Raw genomic sequence first — 20,898 nt, 5'->3', positions numbered from 1 at the left:
TAACGGTGATATGCACTCAGGCTAACGTAAAGCTGTGTAAAATTTATTGAGCTAGACCATTAAAACTTAAAGATACTGATATAATTCTTCGGCGACGAATTCAGCAATCCAAGGTTGAGCTTCTGGTTTTGGATGCAGTCCATCGTTCATCATCCACTCAGGTTTGAGGATGATATGCTCTAGGAAAAACGGCAAAAGTGGCACGTTTTGTTGATCAGCAAGCGCTGCAAAAACGTATTCAAACTGCTGGTTGTAACGCTTTCCGTAATTTGGTGGGATTTTAATCTGCATCATTATAGGTTTGGCGCCCGCAGCTTTTATCTGCTCAATGATCTGCTCAAGATTTGCAGACATCAGCTTAGGTGGGAAACCACGAAGTCCATCATTCGCACCAAGTTCGATAAGAACGGTGTCTGGAGCATGTTCTTCAAGCAATTGTGGTAGGCGGGCTAAACCATTGCCCGTTGTATCACCAGAAATACTCCCGTTAACCACGGTTACCGTTTTGTCATGCTTTGCTAACGCGTCTGGTAACAGGCTTGGCCAACTCTGTTTGATGTCCATGTTGTAACCAGCACTCAGGCTATCACCAAGGACCAGTAACTTAGAATCTAAGCGGGTATCTTGAGCCAAAGAAGCGGTTGAAAATAAAATAAAGAATAAAAAGGAAATTAGTCGAGTCATGCATACATCCATCATTAAAGCAGAAGCTGTTTCGAAGACAGTGTCTACTAATCAAGAACATTTAACAATCCTAGAGCACGTCGATATCGATATTCGTGAAGGCGAAACTGTCGCGATTGTCGGCACGTCTGGCGCGGGTAAATCGACCTTAATGACGCTGCTTGCTGGTCTTGATGTACCAACGAAAGGCGAAATCAGTTTATTAGGACAGCCACTTTCACAGCTTGATGACGAGGCAAGAGCGAAGATCCGCAGTGAATCGGTAGGGTTTGTATTTCAAAGCTTCTTGTTAATTCCAAGTCTTTCAGCGCTACAAAATGTCACGTTACCTTGTTTGTTAAAGGGAGAAGACGAAGACATCGAACGCGCGACTGCTCTGCTTGAATCAGTAGGCTTGAAAGACAGGCTTGATCACTTACCGTCGCAGCTATCTGGTGGTGAACAACAAAGGGTCGCGTTGGCGCGCGCATTTATGATTAAGCCAAAAATTCTTTTTGCCGATGAACCCACAGGCAACCTAGACCAACAAACGGCAGCCAAAATTGTTGAGTTGTTGTTTGAATTGAACTCATCCCACGGCACAACTTTAGTTTTGGTGACACACGATCCTAAGCTTGCACAACGTTGCCAAAGAACACTCAAGATGCATGTCGGTCAGATAGAGGAAGTCTAAATTGAATTCATCAAACGGACTGAATAAACGCCTGTTTTCATGGAGTATCGAAGAGATTCGACACGGCCAGTTGTGGCCAGTTTCAATCGCTTTAACGCTTATTATTGCTTGTGTATTTGCATTGTCGGCGTTGGCCGAACGTATGGAGCAGGTAATTGTTAAACAGGGCAAAGATGCGCTTACTGCTGATAGCGTGTTTATCTCAGCAAACCCAATTCCGCAATCCTTGTTAGACCTCACTCAAGTTGAACAATTAGAAAGATCTCAGTTGACTCGTTTTTCAACCATGGCATTCAGTGATAACTCAATGCAGTTAGTGACGGTAAAAGCAGTTGAAAGTAATTACCCATTACGCGGTGAAATGATCTTAGAGGGCGCTGATAAAGCATCAAGTAACCATGTTGAGCCGGGTGAACTTTGGCTAGACGAGCGTATATTTGCACAGTTAGAGGTTGAAATTGGTGACAATGTCACTATTGGTGATGCCGATTTAGCGATAACTGGACGAATCACTCAAGAACCAGGCTTAAGCTTTAACCCATTCCAACAAATGCCAGCTGTGCTGATTCATACAAGTGATATCGATGCCACGGGAGCGATTCAACCGGGCAGTCGCGTTAGCTTTAGATTGTTTTTAAATGGTGATGAATCGAAACTCAAAGCCGCACAAGACAGTATCGAACTGACACCAAGTGACCGCTGGCGTACACAAGACTCAGCCAGTCGTACCAACGACATGTTCGAAAGCACCACTCAATACTTATCACTAACGGTAGCTATCGTAGTGATCATGGCTGCGACCACTTTGGTACTCACTTGCCAACATTATGTTGCGAGTCGTCGTAAAACCATCGCGATGCTTAAGAGTTTAGGTGCAAGCAAGCAGTGGATCGTTAAATGGTTGTCTGTACAGGTATCTTTGTTAGTGGTTATCGGTGCAGTACTGGGAATAACCATCGGTATCGGCTTGGAGTTTTTGCTTCGTATACCTCTGGGCGACTTATTACCAACGCCACTTCCTAGCTATGGTATTGAACCTGCAATCTTGGCGATTTTATCAAGCATCCTAATTGGTGTTCCTGCTCTTGGTATCCCGTTAATTGGCTTGGTCAACACCTCGGCAATCAGCGTTATCCAATCAAGTCACCAGTCCAATGAAAGCTACAAGAAATATTTGTTGTTACTGGTACCGACTATTCCAATGATGCTGATGTATGGCGACAATCTATTGGTATGGATAGTTTTAGCGGGTATCGCTTGCCTGTTCTTAGTGCTTGCGGTCGTCAGTACGCTTGTTCTGCGTTTAGTTAGTAAGTTGCCGACATCGACATCGATGCGTTTGGCATTGAGTCGAATTAATCGCACACCTTTAGCAACTGGGATTCAATTTGGCTCTTTAGCGCTTTCACTGATGTTGCTGTCTATCATCTGGTTGGTAAGAAGTGATTTACTGTCAGATTGGCAGCAAACCTTGCCAGAGAACGCACCGAATGCGTTTGCACTTAACATTGCAAGTTATGAAAAAGACAGTTATCTCGAGACGATTGATGCAAACGAAGTAGAGCGTACTCAAGCGTTTCCAATTATCCGAGGACGACTGACGACGATAAACGGTGTTGAAGCGTCGGAATACAGCGATACCTCAGGCGAAACAGACGCACTAAGTCGAGAGATCAACTTCACTTGGGGAGATAGCTTGCCCGAGTACAATGAAGTGTTAGAAGGTAACTGGACGCAAGAGCATGGCGTATCTGTGGAATCGGATGTCGCGGAGCAACTGGATCTAAAGATTGGCGATGAGCTGTCATTCACAATCAACAGCCAGAATGTTTCTGCCAAGGTGAATAGCATCCGCAAAGTCGAGTGGCGAGAAATGAAGCCGAACTTCTACTTCATTTTTACTCCAGATGTCTTGAGTTCAATCCCTTCTACTTGGCTCGTGAGCTTCAGATTAGAAGAACAACACAATCAGATGCTCAATGAACTCTCTCGAAATCATCCAACCGTGAGTTTGATGGATATTCGCAAGATGGGTAGCAAGATCCAAGAGCTGCTCAAACAGATTGTTTGGTCGATAACGGTACTTGCGGCGTTAGGTGTGGTGGCGGGGCTGTTGCTTATCTTCACTCTATTGCGATTGAGCTTATCTCAAAGACAACAAGAGATACGCTTGTATCGAACATTAGGCGCAAGTAGGAAGCGAATTCTCAATACTATTTGGTGTGAGTACGGGTTAATGGCGTTAGTCGCAGGCTCAATTGCAGCGCTCGGTTCTGAGCTCAGTGTGGCAGGCGTTATGAATTTTGGCTTTGAGTTACAACCTTCACTTCACCCGATGTTGTGGATAGCGCTACCGGTGCTAACGTTCATCACATTAGCCGCGGTAGTGAATAGCTTAATCAAACGTTTGTTGGCACCAGTAAACAAGGATTTTGGCTAGTCGTTAGCGAGATCTAGCCAAGCGCTTAAAACGGTCTAAAAGTGAGATTATTTATACTTAGTCATGCACTATTTATAATACGTCGCTTTAGACCGTTTTTTATTTAACCAACCGGTAGCATAAGTAAAAAATATCGCACCTTAGATTCCACTGTTTTTAGCATTTTTTAAAACTAATTACCCAATAATGCCGATTTAATGAACAGCGGTTAGTCCCTGTAAACAAAGGGTTTGCGCAACTTAGCAAGAACGTTATCAACAGTTATCCACAAAAACGGTGGATAACTTTAGGGATAAGTTAACCGCTATGTTTTAAGAGTACTGAGGCAGCCTTTATGTGGCGTCACTTAGGACAAATTTGACTGTTAGAATAACCTTTAAAACCCTATCTGGAGTTATTGAGTCAAGAGATTATTTATGTTTTTTACATAGATATTAAATCCCGCCTATCTAAGACCTTGATAAAAATGTGTTTTAATTCATCGCAGAACAAAAGTAGAATAGAGGCAGTTAATCTTATTCTACAGAACACGATGAACCACAACAAAACGGATACAAATCAACCTTCTATTGCCATTGTTGGTGGTGGTATTGCCGGAACAACGAGCGCGATTCACTTTAGTGAGTTGGGTTTTAAGGTCACTATCTTAGAAAAAGGGCCGAGTTTGGTTAATGGTCCACCAATTTGCCACCTGCACGCTGGCGGCAATTTGTATCGAGATATTTCTGTAGAGCAGTGTCTTCAGTTGCTCACGCAGTCAATTGATACCGTCCGCTTATTTCCTCATACGATCAATATTCGTCCGACAATCATCGCCGTTCCGCACAGTGATGGTGGAGAGCCGTTGGATCTGCTTCCTCGTCTCAAGATAATCAAAAGCGCTTATGCCGATCTTGTTAAACAAGATAAAAGCAACCAAGTGCTCGGTGATCCGGAAGAGTATTATAAGCTGTACAGCAAAGAAGATTTATTAGCACTTTCTGCGAAAACACAGCCTCTGAAACCAACATCGCTTGATGATTGGTGTATTCCTTTCGCCAAGCATACGGATTTAGAGACCCTAAAGTATCCTGTTGCGATGGTCCAAGAGTATGGCTGGAGCGTATTCCGACTTTCTGCGACCGCTCAACTCTCTTTGGGGCAACAAGCTAACTGTACTGTGTTAACCAACAGCCGATTACATTCTGTTGAGTCGACAGGTCAAGGTTGGTCTTTGACTTATACCGATGCCGAAAACCAAAGCTGCCAACTAACGACCGATTACTTGATTAATGCGAGTGGGTTTGAAACGGGTATCGTAGATGACTTTGTTGGCTCTAAGCAGCAAAGACTTGTTGAGTTTAAAGCTGCATACGTTACAGAGTGGCCATATTCGCAAGAATGTAAGGAAGAGTGGCCAGAAGTTATCTTCCATGGCCCGAGAGGCACACCGCAAGGCATGGCGCAATTAACGCCGTATGCTGATGGTGTGTTCCAACTTCACGGCATGACAGAAGGGATTACTCTGTTTGAGGGTGGGCTTGTTTCATCGTCAACAGACTCGTCACAGCCACAGTTGCCTTCGAAGCTGCTTAAGAAAATCGTATCGGGTTGGAGTGAAGATCAGCTTGAATTAAGAACTCGCGCGGCAATAACGCATATGTCTCAGTTCATCCCAAGTTTCAGTTCTGCATTGGTCGGTGGTAAACCTTTGTTTGGTGCACAACAGATTCCGGGAACCGATCCAAGCTTAAGAGCTTCAGACGTTTCATTCTGTGGGGATCGCTATGCTCGACTTGAAGTAGTAAAAGCTTCTTCAACATTAGAAGCGGCACAAAAGGTCGCTGAGCAATGGTTTGATGTATCAGAGGCGGCATCTATTGAAGACACACACTCAGTGACAATGTCACTTAATCTAAATGATATTGAAAACAGAGCGATAGATTTGACACAAGAACGTGGATACCCAGAAGCGCTTGCCAAGGTGTCAGGTCAAGATCACGCTTAATAGCCTATAATTAGTCTATCATCATCGACTGCGTTTAATTTCTTCAATTCGGCTTACTGTAATAGGTAAGCCGAATCTTCATTTCAACATCTGCTTAGATACCGAACCTCATCTAAATGACATCTTCCTAGTTGATTATTCTCAGCTACATAGCATTTAGCACATAACACATCGCAAAAACTAATAGCCGAAAAACTGAGCCCATTGGCACCAAACATCTTGTAAGCCCAAGCGATCGCCCTTGCTGAACGATATCGCATGTCCAGGTTTTGCTTGCGCCAAGCGTGGTAAATCGATTCTGGCGACACATCCTATCTTCGGATAACCACCTATGGTCTGTCTATCATTAAGCAGCACGATAGGCTGTCCATCTTGTGGAATTTGAATCGCACCTAAGGCAATGCCTTCTGACAATAGCGAAATGTCAGGCGAGTCGACGGGTTCGCCACTGAGTCGATAACCCATCCGATTTGAGTTTTGGTCAACGTGATACTGCGCGTTATACAAAGTCTCTTTTGCTGACTCGGAGAATAGCTCGCTTTGATAGCCTTCAATCACTCGTAGGTTCACGGGTAGATTGTAATCAGGCGTGTATCGGAAGGTAACACTTACCGCTTTAAATGAATGTGATAGTTGGTGCTGGGTAAAAGCTATTTGTTGCCCTTGTTGGCATGGCTCTCCATCTTGCGTTAATCCACCAATCTTTTCACGAGTCACCGTAGAACAGCTATCAAGAGTTGATGGGACATCGAAGCCACCCTTAACGGCTAAATACGCCCTTAGACCATTTTTAGGTAAACCAAATGAGAGAACTTGCCCTGCGAAAGCTTGAAAAGTACGCCAGTTCGACTGTGGTTTGCCATCGAGCTTCGCTTGTAAATCGCCACCACATAACGCCATTTCGCAATCAAAATCGATTCGTAACGCACATTGCCCAAGCGTGATTTCCAACGCCGCTTGGTTGACTGGGTTTCCGAGCAGGTGATTGGCCCAGCTATACGAGTAATCATCAACAGGACCACCTTGTGTCAACCCGAGATGAGCAACACCAAATCGTCCGAAATCTTGAATCAAACTCAACGGGCCGGGTTTAATCACTGTTAGTGTTGGTTTAGCGATGGTATTAACCATTAGCGACATCTCCACTAATCTCCATAAGCCTAAGCTCTACAAATTCTTGTTTTGAAATCGCGATGAAACGGACTGTGTCACCAACATTAAGTAGAGACAGCGGCGTTTGTGTGGTACCAGCGTTCTTTAATTGGCTGTGATCAAACAGTGCGAGTGGGCAATTGCCAATAATATTCCAACCGCCCGGTGAGTCCGAAGGATACACCGCCGTTTTCGTATCCGCGATGGCGATGCTGCCTTTCGGCACACTTAAGCGTGGGGTTGAATGACGAGGCAAAGCAAGCTCGTTGACCACATCAGACATAAAGGCAAAGCCAGGCGTAAACCCAATGGCACTGACGCTGTAAGTCTGTGAGGTGTGATGTTGAATGATCTCATCCAGCGACAGGCCTTTGGCTTGATATCGGTCTAAATCGAGTGCTTTTTCTGGTGAGTAATAAGCGGGAAGCTCGATAGTGTTACTCGTGTTAATAACACTAGAGAAGGGCGAAATAGCATGACTCAACAAGGCGTTGAGTTGTTCCATGAGCTGATGTTCTGAAATTCTATAAGGTAAGTAGTCAACCAGAATGGTGTGATAAGCAGGTGTCACATTCATCAACACCGACGCTAAATTTTGGCGAATGGCATCGGAAAAGTGAGCCATGTACTGCGCATATTGAGTGCTAGATTGATTATTTGAAGGCGATAGCGTCAAGGTCACCAAAACGCTGCATTCTGCGACTGGCGCTATATTGAACTCAATTTGATTCGTCGTCATTTCGTTTCCATACGTTTGTTTGCCTTTGATTTACTTACTGCCTTTTATTTGCGTATTTGGCGTTTTTAACATCCGTGTCTAAACCAATACAAAGCGATTAGACCTTACGAGCAATTGGTTCGATGCTCGGTTAGGCGAGTGATAAGTCCATGCGCCATACCAATCACACGCTTCATATTAATTAAAAGCGTTGAGGTCTTGTCTGATTTTTCTAATTAATGCGATGGATTGGGGGTTATCACCATGAACACAGATGGTATCGGCTTCAATAGGCAGCCTTTCACCTTCAATGGTCGTGACCGAACCGTAGTTAATGATTTGCATGACTTGGTTGTAGATGTCGTCTTGATTGACGTAAACCGAGCCTTTTTGAGTTCGCGGCGATAACTGGCCATTATTCAAGTATGCACGGTCGGCAAACGCTTCAAACAAGAGGGGTAAGTCATGATCGTCAGCAATATCTAAATATTGCTGATTGTCTGACGAAGAGAGGATCATTAAGGGGATGTTAAATTCAGCGACGGCTTGGGCTACCGCATTAAACACATCGATGTTTGCCATCATATCGTTGTAAAGAGCGCCATGAGGTTTCACATAGCCAACAGATGCATGGTGATATCGGCAAAGGGCTTGTAGTGCACCGACTTGATAACAAACCAGCTCACTGATTTCGTCCATGGTGTGTGGAATAGAACGGCGACCAAAACCAACGAGATCTTGATAACCGGGATGAGCACCAATTTGGGTGTGATAGTGCTGCGCCAGTTTTATCGTCTTGGACATAACGTGCGGATCAGACGCGTGGAAGCCACAAGCGATGTTTGCCATATCGACCCATTCCATGACCGACTCGTCATCGCCCATCTTCCAATTGCCGAAACTTTCTCCCATGTCGCAATTAAGCAAAATCTTCGTTGTCACGTGGTGCTAATCCTTTACGTTGAGGTAAGTAATGACGGTCTTATAAATACCATAAATAAACAGTGACCTAACTCAAACTTTCGACACCGTAGATTTACCAGTATGGCATTTCATATATAGTTGAACTATTGATTAAAGGATTAATATCTATCTGTATATTAGGTGAGCACATGATATCCCGCCAGGTTTGCTTAGGACTAGCATTAACGATACCTGTTTTTGTCTCTGCTCAAGAAAACTCTCTAGACCAGCTCATGTCGATGAGCCTTGAAGAGTTGTCTATGTTAGATGTCGAAATGGAAACGGCTTCGAAAGTGACACAAAAACTTACCGAGATTTGTGTCAACCAAGAGTCCGTATATGTGAGGGTCTCTCATGAATTCTAAATGGCTTAAGCACCGCATTAAGCTCGGCTTATCTAAACTAGGCTTAGCGGCTTTAACGATGCTTATTGTGCCGTTGAACACCTCAGCTGCTAGCTTCAAACCTTATGAAGTGAAAGCGGTGTACCTTTTTAGAATTGCGAATTTTATACGTTGGAATGATGAAAGCTCAATGAACGCTGTGAACTTTTGTGTGATTGGCGATGAAAAGGTAAGCCAAGTGCTAACGTCAATTACCGAGGGGAAATCTATTCGTTCGCTCGCTATCCGAGTTCAACAGTCGATTACTTCTAAGTGTGATATTACGTATTTGTCTGACCGTAAAAATGACCAATTTCTTAGTCAAGAGCACTCGCCACATACTGTGACAATCAGTGATATCCCTAACTTTACGGACTTAGGTGGAATCATTGAACTCACGCACATCGATAATAAGCTCAAACCTAAGATCAATCTAGAGAACGCAAGGCGCGGTGACTACGTCATTGGCTCGAACCTGTTACGAATCGCTATAGTGGAGGGCCAATAATGTTGTCTTTCATTAATAACATATCGATTAAAAACAAGCTGATATTACCCATTATCATCTTCATCGCAGTCACTTTTGTAACGATCCAATCGGTAAATTACACTGTCACGTTTGAGAGAGAGAAAGAGAGTCTTATTCAGCGTGTTAAAGTGCTAGCACAAGGTGTTGCTTATAACTTGCAAGCCGCGATTTTATTTGAAGACAAGTCATCGGCTCAGGAAATATTGTCAGCTTTCGTCGCAGATAAAGATATTGTTAGAGTGAAGCTCTATGACATCAACGAACAGCTTTTTGCCAGCTATCAGGTGAGCAACACTCTGGTTCCAAGGCCAAACGCAGAAGAATTAGACGATATCGCCGATCATCAATTTGCCATCTCTGAGCATTTCATCTTCTTGCTCGTTCCAGTGACACTGGATGGCGCAGTGATCGCGAACTTGAGAGTAACAATATCGAAAGAGACGTTTAATTCGATCTTAACGAATATTTTCAAGGTTGCGGTCGTCTACCTGTTGTTTCTGGTGATGTTAGGCGGAGTAGTGGTCAAATTGGTGCAACGCTTGATTATCGAACCGATGTTTGACCTCAATGAGGCGATGCAAGCCTTTGTTGAGCGTCGTTCGAAGCAGCCTAAATTAGTCGTAACGAACCGCGATGAAATCGGCGATCTGGTTCGAGCTTTCAATACCATGTTAGAAAGGCTTCAACATCGCGATAACCAAATCAATTTTACGTTAGACAAGTTACAAGAAGAAAAATCATTCGCAAATGAGGTCATTGAAACCGTTCAGCACTCTTTGTTGGTGGTGGATGAAAAAGGGCTCATTCTTCATGCGAACGCAGCTACTCGGGATATTTTTAAATGCTCGGAAGCCTTTCTTGAGAATTTGTTGATCCAAGAGTTGATCGCGACCAAGCAAACGGGTTACTTACAAGATGTTATTGATGCCAATATTGAACTTAATGACGAATTGCTGGAAACCACCGATCTCTTTCAATCAAAACGCTGGCTCCGTGTGAGCAGTCGTTCTTTGACAAAACATGGTCGTATTCTTTATGCAATCCAAGATGTCACCGACATAGAAACGGCCATGAGTCGCCAACGTATTGCTGCGGGTGTTTTCGAAAACAGTAAAGACGGCTTGATCGTGCTCAACTCATCCAATGTGATAACCATGGTTAACCCGGCGATCACACAACTTCTCGGTTATCACTCTGATCTGCTGGTGGGCAAAACACCATTTGAAGTATTTTCGTGGCAGCAATTTTCATCATTGATGCCGACAATTCGCAGTTCGTTAGACAACTATGGTCAATGGCAAGGCGAAGTGTGGGAGAAAAGCGCGTCCGGCACGTTAGTTCCAATGTTTGTCAAAGTGAATCGAATTGCCTCAGACAACGAGAAAGACGAGTTTGATATGGTATTAACGCTGTCTGATTTATCCAACGTTAAAGAGATGGAAAGACTCGAACACTTGGCTCATCACGATGCATTAACCGGGTTAGCGAATAGAGCGCAGCTGTATAAGGTTATGGATGATGTTGTCACGTCGAGCCACTATTCAAATCAGCATTTTGCGGTTATTTACTTGGATTTGGATGGCTTCAAAGAAGTGAATGACAACTATGGTCACGATGCGGGTGACGAAATCCTTAAAGAAGTGTCAAACCGGTTATTATCTCAGGTAAGAGCGGGGGATTTGGTTGCACGTTTGTCGGGTGATGAATTTGTTCTTATTATTAAACAGACAAACAAAGTCTTATTAGCGAAGTTAGCCGAGCGATTGTTGGATCTGATCGGGCAAGAAGTGAATTATAAACAGCGTTCACTTCATGTTGGGGCGAGCTTAGGTATCAATTTAGTTGATGGCTCAGAGCGTGATATTGACGTGATTCTAAAGGTTGCTGATGAGGCTATGTACCAAGCGAAACGCAAAGGAAAAGGTCAGTTTGTGTTCGCTCGTGAGGGTAAATAGGCACCGGTGTTTGTGAGCTCACCCTAAGTTGTTGTATCATAAGTGATAGGTTGAATATTTTTAATTAAAAGGTCTGCTAAGCATGAATGTTTTAGTTACAGGTGGCATGGGTTACATTGGTAGCCATACAAGTATCCAGATGATCAACGCAGGTATGACACCTGTACTTTTTGATAGCTTGTACAACAGCAAACCAAGCGTTCTAGAGCGCATCGAAAAAGTCTCGGGCGTTCGTCCCAACTTCATTGAAGGTGACGTTCGTGATAAAGCGCTTTTGACTGAAACTATGAAGCAACACAACATCGAAGCGGTTATCCATTTTGCTGGTCTGAAAGCCGTCGGAGAGTCTGTGGAAAAGCCTCTTGAATACTACGACAACAACGTAAACGGCACTTTAGTTCTTGTTGATGCAATGCGTGATGCGGGTGTAAAAACCTTGGTATTTAGCTCTTCAGCAACGGTATACGGTGATCCTGCAAGTGTGCCAATTACTGAAGACTTCCCAACAAGCGCTACCAACCCATATGGTCGTAGTAAACTAATGGTTGAAGAGTGTTTAACCGATTTCCAAAAAGCCAATCCTGATTGGAGCATTACACTGCTGCGTTACTTTAACCCTGTAGGTTCACATCCAAGTGGTGAGCTAGGTGAAGACCCGCAAGGTATCCCAAATAACCTAATGCCATTTGTCTCTCAAGTAGCAGTGGGCCGCCGTGAATTCCTATCTGTATTTGGTAGCGATTATCCAACAAAAGACGGGACTGGCGTTCGCGATTACATCCACGTAATGGATCTGTCTGATGGCCACATCGCAGCGCTTGAGAAAGTAGGGTGCAAAGACGGTCTTCATATCTACAACCTTGGTACGGGTAACGGTTCAAGTGTGTTAGACATGGTTAAAGCATTCGAACAAGCAAGCGGTAAAGAGATCCCTTACAAGCTAGTTGAACGCCGTCCTGGTGACATCGCAGAGTGTTGGGCAGATCCAGCTAAAGCTCAGAAAGAACTGGGCTGGAATGCAAGCCGCACATTGGCTGAAATGACCGAAGATACATGGCGCTGGCAGTCAACAAACCCGAATGGATTCCCTGGTTAACCTAGTGGTTTCGTGAATGATTCAAAAATTAAAAGATGCTTTCGGGCATCTTTTTTGATCTTAATCGAATAAAAAGTAAATTATTGGTTAAAAAGTATCATTCTGTATCCGCTGTGTTATTATGCTCGCGAATTATATGTTTAATGTTAATTTTCTTTGGAGTTAATCATGGAACTAGGCCTAATCATCACTTTCATCGTTGCTGCTGCAGTAATGGTTAAAAAAGAGATGGCAGAGAAGTAATTTCACTTATTACCTTTTTTATACAATTTTTTAGTGAAATAAATTAAAAGCCAGCAATTAAGCTGGCTTTTTAGTTTCTGCTGTATCAGATTCTGTCGTTAAGTTTTCTAACGAGTTAGAATTCGTATTTAGCTGTAATTGACCAGTTACGACCTGCTTGCGTGTAATCTTTATCTTCTTGTGAGAATCCACGAACGTCATTCCACGAGTAGTACTCTTCATCCGTAACGTTGAAGAGACCTGCTCTAAGCGTAAGATCCTTCATCGGCAAGTAGTATGCTGTTAGGTCAACTACAGTTGCTGAATCAATTGGTAGAATTTCATCATTCAAACCATCGCTGTTGATATCACTAGACTTCTTACCTGCTGTGTAGCTTATGTTAAGTGATGTACCCCATAGTGCTGAAGGAGCATCATAGTTAAAACCAACGACAGCGTTCCAAGGGTTTACACTGTTAAGAGGATTACCTTCGCCATCTTCACCTTCAGTATACGTTGCAGAAACACGAGTACTAACACCTTTCACTGGCATGAAGCTATTCCAAGACTGTGTATTTGACGCTTCGATACCTTTAATTACGGCTTCATCAATGTTTACATTCTGATATATTGTTGGATCGGCCGGAGTGGCTGAGCCACTAACTGATACGTTATCAATAAAGTTATCATAATCGCTGTAGAAGATAGCGATTTCGCTTGATGAATAATTTGTGTTATGACGCCAACCTAACTCGTATGAAATACTTTCTTCAGCTTCTAAGTCAGGGTTAGGGGCATTCAAATAACCGTGAGCAGGATTACCAAATGAGTAGTAAAGCTCTTGGAAATCAGGAGCTCTAAAGCCTTGGCTGATTTGACCGAAGATCTTATTTTCATCATTAAGCGTGTAAGTTGTACCCAAACGTCCGGTAACAGCTGAGTCTGAATATTTTGCATAAGACTCTTCTGGGTTACCACTTGGGTTTTGACTTGTATCACCTGGATCAGTTTCAAAACCATCAAAACGAACACCCGGAGTAATCATCCAATTTCCGATCGTCATTTCATTTTGAGCAAAGAATCCATATTTTCTTTCAGATGCGGCAGGGATGTAGAAAATAACTTGGTCTGCGCTGATGGAGTTATATTCGTTATTAACGTTTTTAATGTCTTTGTCCGAATATGAAGCGCCATAGATAAAGTAGTTTTCTACATTACCCGTCATGAAGAACTTATCGAATTGCACATCAAATTGATAACCTTCATCCTCGTAGATATAGTCCTTTTTCTGAACATTACCTGCCGGAGGTAGGAACATACCGCCATTAGAAGTACGATTAGTTACGCCATTCTCTTCTTTGCTCAGCCAGTCAGCTTGCCAAGTAATAGTATCTGCAAACGCTAGGTCAGCATCCCAAATATGTTTGATACCGATTTGCTGTTGGCTAGTTGTGTCTTCGCCAGTGTAGTCGGTGTAACTTGCACTATTTAAATCGGTATCACCAGAATTCTCAATGAAGTTACCAGAAAACTCTAAACGGTGTTGTTCGTTTAATTGGTACTGAAGCTTAACCAACAAGTTGTTGTTCTGAGTATCTTGCTCATCAGGTGTACCAAAGTTATCAGTTTGCTCACCGTCTCTGCGAGTATAAGCAACTAACGTTTCTAGGTCGCCAATACGATTTGCTAAAGCAACCGATTCGCTAAAGGTATTATCAGATGAAGAGTAGTTGAACTTCGCGTGGCCACCGAAGTCTTTGTCTTTTAAAAAGTCACTCGGGTCTTTTGTTTCGAACGCAGCAATACCACCAATCGCGTCAGAACCATACAGAGAAGAAGCCGCACCTTTAACAATCTCGACAGACTTCAACATATCCGTATCGACATCAATGCGTGAAGAGTTAATGAAGTTATATGACTGAGTACCACTTGGAGTAAATTGGCTAGTTTGTGATACTCCATCAACGATAACCTTTACTCGGTTACCTTCCATACCACGAATGTTAATACCTTGAATCCCTTGGCGAGAATTCGTAGTCACCGTGACACCTGGTGTGTACTTAAATAAGTCTTCTACATCCGTAACCATGTTTTTTTCGATATCTTTATCGTTAATCACAGTTACCGACGCAGCAACATCTTCAAGTTGTTGATTAGTACGAGTCGAAGATACAACAACCTCGTCAAATAGGGCATAATCTTCAGCAAAGGCTGATGTTGATGAAAGCGCTAAAACGATTGAAGCAGAGAGCAGGGATTGCTTATACATCTGATAGTTACCTTAGTTCCATAGTATTATCTTGATTTGCGAAATATAATATTGGATCTAAATGATAATTACTATTATTTGCATTTAAATAATTTTCAATTTTATCAACTAACTCATAATTAATACTCTTAAGTATCTGTATTAAAAAGACTTTTACAGTTCCATTCACAGCCTGAATGCTTCTGTTTTTGTGATTCAAGTCTCATTTATAAAGTAGGAAAGCTATGCATAGTCCAATAACACTTGAAGCGTTACACATCCTAGACGCCATCGACCGACGTGGAAGTTTCGCCGCCGCGGCCAATGAAATGGACAGAGCGCCTTCATCACTCAGCTATCAAATACAGAAGCTTGAACAAGATCTAGACATCATGATTTTTGACCGCTCAGGCCACCGTGCAAATTTCACGGAAGCGGGTCAGTTGATACTTGAGCAAGGTAGAATCATTCTTGGAGCTACAGAACGTCTTGTTAACGAGGCAAGCATTCTAGCCAATGGTTGGGAGCTCGATTTGACCATCGCCTTTGATGGCATTATCCCGATTGCTAACTTTTTCCCACTGGTAGATGAACTAGGAAAAATCAGTAAAACACGCGTTCGTTTGCAAGAGGAAATCTTAGCGGGTTGTTGGGAATCTCTCACAGATGGTCGTGCTGACTTATTGGTATGCCCTAAGCTCGATACAATTCCAAACGATATGAAAAGTGACGCAATTGGTAAAATGGAGATGGTGTGGGTCGCGGCATCAAGCCACTATGTTCACAAGCGTTCTGGTGAATTCGATCAGAAGGCGAGAGAAAGTTACAGGGTTATTGCCATTGCAGACACCGCACGCGATCAGCCAGCACTAAGCATCAATATTCTAGAGAAACAGCCACGTTTAACCGTGACAAGCTTTCCTGCGAAAGTAGAGGCTTTGACATCAGGACTAGGGATTGGCACCTTACCGAATAGTGTCGCTAAACCTTTGATTGAATCTGGCGTACTACAGCAGATCTCCGGTACAGAACCACAACCGATCGATATTGTTATGGCTTGGCGACGCAACAAAATGGGTGACGCCAAGTCTTGGTGTATCCAACATCTTAAAAAGACATGGGCGTTAAAGTAACGGTAACACCATATCTGCAGTACCATCTTCAAAACTGATATCTAGCTTAAAACCGAGCTTTTGAGCTAGTGTCAGCATCCCTCTATTGGTTGGCATCGTCATCCCCGACATCTGCTTGGTCTGCTTCGCACGGCAGTAATCGATAACCTTGGTCATAAGAATGCGACCTAGACCAACACCTTTAAGGTCAGAACGAATCAATATTGCGAATTCGGCGTCTGTGTTCTCAGGGTTAATCAGTGCACGGGACACGCCGATGATCGCTGGAACGCCTTGTTCCTCGCGAACGACCACAAAGGCGATTTCTCTATCGAAATCAATCTGAGTGAAATTCGCCAACGCCTCATGATTGAATTCACCGACATCACTAAAGAAACGCTTATAGAGATCTTCCTTAGACACACGGTTAATGAAGTCAGCATGAAGCGGTTCATCTTCGGGAAGAATAGGGCGTAACAACACTTCGGTTCCATCTTTTAGCTGGATACGTTCTTCAAGCTCGACCGGATAAGGGCGAATCGCAAGACGTTCCTGTGGATCGCCTTCGTACGCTTTCAAGATGATATCGGCATCTAATATCGTGAACTTGTCACCATTGGCCAGTACTGGATGGATATCCAAATCATGTATTTCAGGGCAATCCACTACCATTTGCGATATACGTACCAATAACTCAGACAAACCTTCTATATCGATGGGGTTAGGGAGTTTTTGTAGACGAATCTTGCCGCTTTTTATCGCTCGAATAATCAAGTAACGCGCCAGTGTCATGTTGAGCGGTGGAAAAGCAGCTGCGGCATCAATCGACTCATCCCACTCCGAACCACCTTGTCCAAGTAATATGATTGGGCCGAAGGTTTCGTCTGTTGTAACCTTAATACGCAACTCTTGGCCGCCCGCGAGCTTAGCCATACCTTGAATTAACAAGCCGTGGATGTTTGCTGTAGGGAAGGATAATTGAGAACGATCGAGAATTGCCTGAGCCGCATTGGCAACTTCACTGCTGTTTCGCAAATTGAGCATCACGCCTTGTACGTCTGACTTATGTGCAATATCCGGCGAACGTAATTTTACTGCGACGGGATAACCGATCGTTTCAGCGATGTGTACCGCTTCACTTGGGTCAGAAGCGATCCAAGTTGGTAACACATCGAGGTTGAAGCTCTTGAAAAACTGACTGTTTTGGTGAGTATCAAGGCTAACTGTATCTTTATCCAGTAGTTTTCTTTCTATCCAACCTTTCGCATCTGCTAGATCTTCAATGTGTACTTTTTCTGCAGTGGTCGGCGTTTCCATTAACTGACGTTGGTTACGTCTGTACTCGACTAAGTGCATGAATGCGACCACAGAGCTTTCAGGGGTCCGATAAGTTGGGAAACCCGCTTCGGTAAACAGCTTTCGTGCGGGCCTTGCTGTTAGCTCACCAGACCAATTCGTCAGGATGTTAAAGCGCTTGTGGCGAGGGTGCTTCTTAATCGCTTCAATAATTCGTTCTGCCGTTTTAGCGGAATGTGCGACCGCTGAAGGGCTGTGCATGATAAGAATCGCGTCTGCTTCATCGCCATCGAGTAAGATGTTTATAGTGTCGATATAACGTTGATCACCAGCGTCGCCGACAATATCGATAGGATTGCTATGAGACCAACTCGATGGCAAAACCTTGTTCAACTTATCAAGTGTCTCTTCTGAAAACTCTGCGAGCTTACCACCGCGGTCAAATAGGGTGTCCACAGCCATAATCGCAGGGCCGCCACCATTAGTAACAATAGCCAAGCGCTCGCCTCGCAATGGTACTGAATGAGTCAGTGTTTCTACCGCAGCAAACAGTTCATGTAAGTTCTTAACTCGTAGCATGCCGCTGCGTCGGATTGCGGAATCATAAATAATATCTAATGTGTCGGCACCGCCAGTGTGAGCCATTGCTGCGGCTCTGCCTTTCGCCGTTCGACCGCCTTTCAACACCAAAATTCGTCGGTTACGCGAAGCCGCACGCGCTGCAGAAATAAAGCGCCTCGCATCAGTAATGCTGTCTACATAAAGCAATATCGCTTCGGTGTGAGAGTCGGTACTGAGATAATCCAATAACTCCGAGAATTCGATATCGCTACCATTGCCTATAGAGATAAACGCCGAAAAACCGATCTCTTTGTCATTAGCCCAATCGAGAATAGTGGTACACACAGCTGCCGACTGAGAAACAAAGGCGATCTTACCGGGTAATGCTGTCACTGGAGAGAATGAGGCGTTCAAATTTAACCAAGGAACAATCACCCCCAAACTATTGGAACCCAACACTCGAATGTTGTGCTTTTTGGCAATCGCTAGGCATCGTTCATCATACGTCTCACCATTATCGCTTTCTTGCTGCATGTCTGAAGAAAGCACAATGACAGAGGCTATACCTTTCTCAGCCAGTTCTTCAAAAATAGCGACATTACGGGTCGCATTGGTACACAAGATTGCGAGGTCAGGAACAATCGGTAACGACAAAATGTTCTTGTAAGAAAGCACACCGGCCACTGAATCATATTTCGGCGTAACCGGCATCACCGCACCTTTAAAATCCCCATGCAACAAATTGTTCATAACAATATATCCTGCGCGTGTTTCTCGTTGAGAAGCACCAACAACAGCGATTGAACGGGGTTTAAGTAGGGGATCAAGATGATTCATAGACATATCCTAGCAATGCACGTAAGTTCATCGTAACTTACTTTGCACTCACAGGTTGATGGCAAATTCACCGAATTCAGATGAATAAGCAAACACTGCATAAAGTTTGTGAAATAGGTCACCCACTAATGGTGTATAATCCCAAAGTTAACTTGATTCTAAACCGACGTATCGGCATGATTTATAGTAATTATTATTAAGGATATAGAGCTTTCCATGAAAAAATTTGCAATTGTGACTTTGCCACTGCTCTTGGCTGCATGTGTATCTGACGACTACGTTACCAATGTCACTTCAGATAGTTATCAAGAAGAGTACAAAACGGCAAAAGTTGAAGCTCCAGTTGTATCTCAATCTGAGCAAACAAGCGTTGTTGAAGAAAATGTTGTCAACGTTATCAGAACCGAACCTGTTGAACAGAAAGTCGCTCAAACGACTAAAGCTAAGCCAGTTGCAGTAGTGACAGGCCCAACCAAGAAACAACAAGACATGAACCAACGTTTTGGTTACACAGTTCAAGTTGTTGCTGTTGGCAGCCAAAGTAAAGTCGATTCTTTCGTGAAAATGCTACCTACGACTTCTCAGCCAGTTTGGGAAAACTACAAAATGGTTAACGGCACTAAGTGGTTCACGGTACTTTATGGTGACTACGCAACACGCTTAGAAGCTAAAAAGGCAATCTCAACACTGCCGAACACTTTCCAAAACTTGAAGCCGTTCGTTAAGAGCATTGATGACATCAAGAACTCTGAATACCCAACGCTTAACAAGTTGAACTAAGTTTTGATTCATAAAGAAGGGGCAAATGCTCCTTCTTTTGTTTTAAGACTCGCTGTTTTGTTTAATAGTTAATCGCTCGATCTTTCGAACGCAATTTTAACAATCAAAACACTGTACCTATCTCGACTTTTGTTTATCATTGAAGTCAGTACTCCTAGTTTCAAGGACCGAATTTACCCATGAACACCACAAACATCCTTCTACTTTGCGGCGGTGGATCTTCAGAGCATGAAGTATCTTTAGTTTCAGCCAATTACCTTTTTGAACAACTTAATAGCGTTGCAGATTTTAACGTTGTAAGAGTTGAAATTAAGAACGAAGGCTGGTGTCTTGATTCAGGTGAATTGGTTTATCTTGATATTAACGACCAAACCTTACGCGGTGACAATTTAGCATCTAAAGTCGATTTCATTGTGCCTTGCATACACGGTTTCCCAGGTGAAACAGGTGACATTCAATCACTGTTTGAAATGGCTAAAATTCCATACCTAGGTTGTGGTCCAGAAGCAAGCAACAACAGCTTTAACAAAATCACGTCAAAGCTTTGGTACGACGCACTTGGTATTCCAAACACGCCGTACCTGTTCTTATCAGACAACAATGATCAAGCTCACTCACAAGCAACTCAAGCATTTGAAAAGTGGGGTAAAGTGTTTGTGAAAGCGGCTCGTCAAGGTTCTTCTGTAGGTTGTTACCAAGTTAACCAAGTAGAAGATTTAAGCGAGGCTATCAACAAGGCGTTCACTTTCTCGGACCAAGTATTGGTTGAGAAATCAGTGGTGCCTAGAGAGCTAGAAATTGCTGCTTATGAAATCGATGGCGAGCTACACATCAGCAAGCCGGGTGAGGTGATTGCACCGAATGGCGCATTTTACTCTTACGAAGAGAAGTACAGTGCAGACAGCCACTCGATCACTGAAGTTGAAGCAAGTAATTTAACTGACGAACAGCGTGAATTGATTGCAGACAGCGCACGAAAAGTCTTCACCCAGATGAAGCTTCGTCACTTGTCTCGTATCGACTTCTTTTTAACGCAAGACAACGAGATCTACCTGAACGAAGTCAACACCTTCCCAGGTATGACGCCAATCTCCATGTTCCCTAAAATGGTTGAGCATGACGGCCACAAATTCAGCCAGTTCTTAGAAAACTGCGTGAGAACAAGCCTTTCTTAGGTTTCTAACTCGTTTTCGTTCACTTAGAGCTGAACCCAAAAGTGCCTTAAGCTTTCGCCAAGGCACTTTTTGTTTTTAACGCTAACC

15 protein-coding genes are annotated in these 20,898 nt (G+C 43.4%); 9 read left to right on the top strand and 6 right to left on the bottom strand.

The genetic code is table 11. The features are described 5' to 3' along the window. Positions 1 to 66 precede the first annotated feature (66 nt). Positions 67 to 684, bottom strand: a complete 618-nt coding sequence (locus AB4486_RS11145; protein ID WP_017060079.1) for an arylesterase — start codon at positions 682 to 684, stop codon at positions 67 to 69. Here AB4486_RS11145 and AB4486_RS11140 point away from each other — a divergent pair. From AB4486_RS11140 to AB4486_RS11130, 3 genes are all read left to right on the top strand, one after another. After that, a complete protein-coding gene (locus AB4486_RS11140; RefSeq protein ID WP_004730959.1) occupies positions 683 to 1,357 on the top strand; it encodes an ABC transporter ATP-binding protein in 675 nt (224 codons plus the stop codon). The two genes, AB4486_RS11145 and AB4486_RS11140, sit on opposite strands and share 2 nt — an antisense overlap. Before the next feature lies 1 nt (position 1,358). Continuing rightward, the gene (locus AB4486_RS11135; protein ID WP_372117181.1) at positions 1,359 to 3,797 is read left to right on the top strand and encodes an ABC transporter permease; all 2,439 of its coding nucleotides are present in this window, start codon (positions 1,359 to 1,361) and stop codon (positions 3,795 to 3,797) included. A gap of 532 nt (positions 3,798 to 4,329) precedes the next feature. Further along, the gene (locus tag AB4486_RS11130; protein ID WP_102333626.1) at positions 4,330 to 5,784 is read left to right on the top strand and encodes an FAD-dependent oxidoreductase; all 1,455 of its coding nucleotides are present in this window, start codon (positions 4,330 to 4,332) and stop codon (positions 5,782 to 5,784) included. Positions 5,785 to 5,964: 180 nt separating this feature from the next. Here AB4486_RS11130 and AB4486_RS11125 read toward each other — a convergent pair whose 3' ends face one another. From AB4486_RS11125 to AB4486_RS11115, 3 genes are all read right to left on the bottom strand, one after another. After that, on the bottom strand, positions 5,965 to 6,915 hold the full coding sequence (locus tag AB4486_RS11125; RefSeq protein ID WP_029235922.1) for a biotin-dependent carboxyltransferase family protein: 951 nt from the start codon (positions 6,913 to 6,915) through the stop codon (positions 5,965 to 5,967). Then, positions 6,908 to 7,675: an allophanate hydrolase subunit 1 gene (locus AB4486_RS11120; protein ID WP_017064592.1), complete on the bottom strand. Its 768-nt coding sequence runs from the start codon at positions 7,673 to 7,675 to the stop codon at positions 6,908 to 6,910. The genes AB4486_RS11125 and AB4486_RS11120 overlap by 8 nt, the downstream gene beginning before the upstream one ends. A 177-nt stretch (positions 7,676 to 7,852) precedes the next feature. Beyond that, on the bottom strand, positions 7,853 to 8,596 hold the full coding sequence (locus AB4486_RS11115; protein WP_017064591.1) for a 5-oxoprolinase subunit PxpA: 744 nt from the start codon (positions 8,594 to 8,596) through the stop codon (positions 7,853 to 7,855). 375 nt (positions 8,597 to 8,971) lie between these two features. Here AB4486_RS11115 and AB4486_RS11110 point away from each other — a divergent pair, with 375 nt between their 5' ends. The 3 genes from AB4486_RS11110 (at position 8,972) to galE (ending at position 12,580) form a co-directional block, all read left to right on the top strand. Continuing rightward, positions 8,972 to 9,508: a YfiR family protein gene (locus AB4486_RS11110; protein WP_017060086.1), complete on the top strand. Its 537-nt coding sequence runs from the start codon at positions 8,972 to 8,974 to the stop codon at positions 9,506 to 9,508. After that, positions 9,508 to 11,484, top strand: a complete 1,977-nt coding sequence (locus tag AB4486_RS11105) for a diguanylate cyclase domain-containing protein (protein WP_065584959.1) — start codon at positions 9,508 to 9,510, stop codon at positions 11,482 to 11,484. Before AB4486_RS11110 ends, AB4486_RS11105 begins: the two co-directional genes overlap by 1 nt. A gap of 82 nt (positions 11,485 to 11,566) precedes the next feature. Beyond that, a complete protein-coding gene (gene galE, locus AB4486_RS11100) occupies positions 11,567 to 12,580 on the top strand; it encodes a UDP-glucose 4-epimerase GalE (RefSeq protein WP_017060088.1) in 1,014 nt (337 codons plus the stop codon). Positions 12,581 to 12,938: 358 nt separating this feature from the next. Here galE and AB4486_RS11095 read toward each other — a convergent pair whose 3' ends face one another. Then, entirely contained in the window at positions 12,939 to 15,071 is a 2,133-nt protein-coding gene (locus AB4486_RS11095) for a TonB-dependent hemoglobin/transferrin/lactoferrin family receptor (protein WP_372117179.1), read from the bottom strand. A 224-nt stretch (positions 15,072 to 15,295) separates the two neighbouring features. Here AB4486_RS11095 and AB4486_RS11090 point away from each other — a divergent pair, with 224 nt between their 5' ends. Continuing rightward, complete coding sequence (locus AB4486_RS11090; protein WP_372117178.1) at positions 15,296 to 16,183, top strand: LysR family transcriptional regulator; 888 nt, start codon at positions 15,296 to 15,298, stop codon at positions 16,181 to 16,183. Here the strand turns inward: AB4486_RS11090 and AB4486_RS11085 are convergent. Continuing rightward, on the bottom strand, positions 16,175 to 18,856 hold the full coding sequence (locus AB4486_RS11085; protein WP_017069918.1) for a bifunctional acetate--CoA ligase family protein/GNAT family N-acetyltransferase: 2,682 nt from the start codon (positions 18,854 to 18,856) through the stop codon (positions 16,175 to 16,177). The genes AB4486_RS11090 and AB4486_RS11085 overlap by 9 nt on opposite strands. Positions 18,857 to 19,072: 216 nt before the next feature. On the opposite strand from AB4486_RS11085, the gene AB4486_RS11080 reads away from it, so the two are divergent. Both AB4486_RS11080 and AB4486_RS11075 read left to right on the top strand, forming a co-directional pair. Next, positions 19,073 to 19,636, top strand: a complete 564-nt coding sequence (locus tag AB4486_RS11080) for an SPOR domain-containing protein (protein ID WP_017060092.1) — start codon at positions 19,073 to 19,075, stop codon at positions 19,634 to 19,636. 179 nt (positions 19,637 to 19,815) lie between these two features. Further along, positions 19,816 to 20,811 carry a D-alanine--D-alanine ligase gene (locus AB4486_RS11075; protein ID WP_017064584.1) on the top strand — a complete coding sequence of 332 codons (996 nt, stop codon included), beginning with the start codon at positions 19,816 to 19,818 and terminating at the stop codon, positions 20,809 to 20,811. Positions 20,812 to 20,898 lie beyond the last annotated feature (87 nt).

Source organism: Vibrio sp. 10N.222.55.C6 (genome assembly GCF_041473395.1).
Lineage (GTDB): Bacteria > Pseudomonadota > Gammaproteobacteria > Enterobacterales > Vibrionaceae > Vibrio > Vibrio crassostreae_C.
This window is presented reverse-complemented; position numbering and strand designations above follow the sequence as displayed.